The organism is Moorena sp. SIO2C4 (assembly GCF_010672485.1).
GTDB lineage: Bacteria > Cyanobacteriota > Cyanobacteriia > Cyanobacteriales > Coleofasciculaceae > Moorena > Moorena producens.
In genome coordinates, this window is record NZ_JAAHGN010001351.1 from 1 (window position 1) to 1,681 (window position 1,681).

Here is a 1,681-nt window from a genome sequence, read left to right on the forward strand (position 1 = left end):
TGGAACAGGGAACAGGGAACAGGGAACAGGGAACAGGGAATAGGGAACAGGGAACAGGGAACAGGGAACAGGGAACAGGGAACAGGGGGTGCATCTCATATTTGTAAAAATATGAGATGCACCCGATCATTATTCACCGTTACATGCCCATACTTTCTAAATACTCTGCAATAACTGCAACGGCCTTATTGGCATTTCCTTGTTGGCCACCTTCTGGACAGTGAGCAATAACGACAGCGGTTTTGCTGGCCTGGAGAGTAACAGCTCCTATGTCTTTCTTTTTTCCATAAACAACTTTGCCATCCTCCTCTCGCAAAAATTGATACTTTTCCCCCTCAATGCATATACCTCCTGCCATGAATCCCGTGAAATCCTTTGACTTAAAACTATTAGCTATATTTGTGCTTTCATCAGGATTTAGCTTTAAGGCATGAGCATGAGCATCTGTAGTCCACTTAGCACCACCATCAAGACCTATGATACTAGCTCGATCAACATGAACAGTTCCATTAGCGTCTTTAGATTGTCCAATTAGATTATCGATGTAGCTATCCCAAGACATTTTCTTTAGTTTCCTTTAAAATTTAACTTTTTAGGAAATTATATAATCTTTTTACTTCCCCTCCTGGGGGTTAGGGATGGGTTGTTCTTCTGACTTCCCGATTCCCGATTCCCGATTCCCGATTCCCGATTCCCGATTCCCGATTCCCTAACCCCTCCTGGGAGGGGTTAGGGGTGGGTTCCGATTCCCGATTCCCGATTCCCGATTCCCGATTCCCGATTCCCGATTCCATTTAAATTTCATACATTTCTAATGGTAATCCATCCGGGTCTTGAAAAAACGTAAATCGTTTACCAGTATGCTCATCAATTCTAATTATTTCTACATCCACGCCCTTGGATTTTAGATAATTCACCGACGCTTCAATATCATCTACTTGAAAGGCTAAATGTCTCAATCCGCAAGCTTCGGGACGACTAACTCGTTCAGGAGGATTAGGAAACGAAAATAACTCAATCCTATCGCCATCACCCACTTGTAAATCCAATTTATAAGACTTTCTAGCAGCTCGGAAGGTTTCTTCAATAATCGCAAACCCTAAAATCTCGACATAAAACTGTTTCGATTTTTCATAATCTGAGCAAATAATCGCTACATGGTGAAATCCTTTAGTATTCATAAAAATAATCGGAAATTAAGTAATAGATAAATAATTTTAAATCAACAAAGCTCATCCCCCATAGTATGGAACCAGATTCAACCAAGTTTTTAGGATTTTGCTAGACTGGCAAATATAAAACCCATCATCAAAAGGATATATATCCTTAGCATAAGGAAATTATCTATGCCACCAACCCTACTTCTATCCAAAGAACTACCTACTCTGGAATACCAATCCACATCCTCAAGCTTTGATGAAAGCTGGAGAGCTCCCCTTTCCACCCTCCTGGGATTAGGACGAGCAGCTGGTGCTGATTTTATTGAGTTTTTCCTAGAAAGGGTCAACTACATCAGCTGTCTTGCGGAAGATGATGCCATTACTAGCATTTCTCTCCGCCTTACCTCTGGTGCTGGTATCCGAGTATTTCGGGGTAAGTCAGATTGCTATGTTAGCACTAATGATTTATCCTTTTCGGGGCTAAAAGCGGCTTTGGAGAAAGCCCTGTCTATTCAAGGGCT

Annotated in this window: 4 protein-coding genes; 1 reads left to right on the top strand and 3 read right to left on the bottom strand. The window is 41.6% G+C overall.

Annotation, left to right across the window (positions count from 1 at the left end):
- Positions 1–139: 139 nt before the first annotated feature.
- From F6K20_RS37455 to gloA2, 3 genes are all read right to left on the bottom strand, one after another.
- Positions 140–562, bottom strand: a complete 423-nt coding sequence (locus tag F6K20_RS37455) for a profilin (RefSeq protein ID WP_071102550.1) — start codon at positions 560–562, stop codon at positions 140–142.
- A gap of 70 nt (positions 563–632) precedes the next feature.
- Positions 633–794, bottom strand: a complete 162-nt coding sequence (locus F6K20_RS37460; RefSeq protein WP_158026156.1) for an AraC family transcriptional regulator — start codon at positions 792–794, stop codon at positions 633–635.
- A complete protein-coding gene (gene gloA2 / locus F6K20_RS37465) occupies positions 795–1,181 on the bottom strand; it encodes an SMU1112c/YaeR family gloxylase I-like metalloprotein (protein ID WP_071102551.1) in 387 nt (128 codons plus the stop codon).
- Between the two features lie 165 nt (positions 1,182–1,346).
- Here gloA2 and F6K20_RS37470 point away from each other — a divergent pair.
- Positions 1,347–1,681: PmbA/TldA family metallopeptidase (locus tag F6K20_RS37470; protein WP_287298253.1), on the top strand; the 335-nt coding region annotated here is incomplete at its 3' end.

Bases quoted from the DNA above. Each gene is read 5' to 3' on its own strand.
- F6K20_RS37460 (WP_158026156.1), bottom strand. From the start codon at position 794: ATGGAATCGGGAATCGGGAATCGGGAATCGGGAATCGGGAATCGGGAA.
- gloA2 (WP_071102551.1), bottom strand. From the start codon at position 1,181: ATGAATACTAAAGGATTTCACCATGTAGCGATTATTTGCTCAGATTAT.
- F6K20_RS37455 (WP_071102550.1), bottom strand. From the start codon at position 562: ATGTCTTGGGATAGCTACATCGATAATCTAATTGGACAATCTAAAGAC.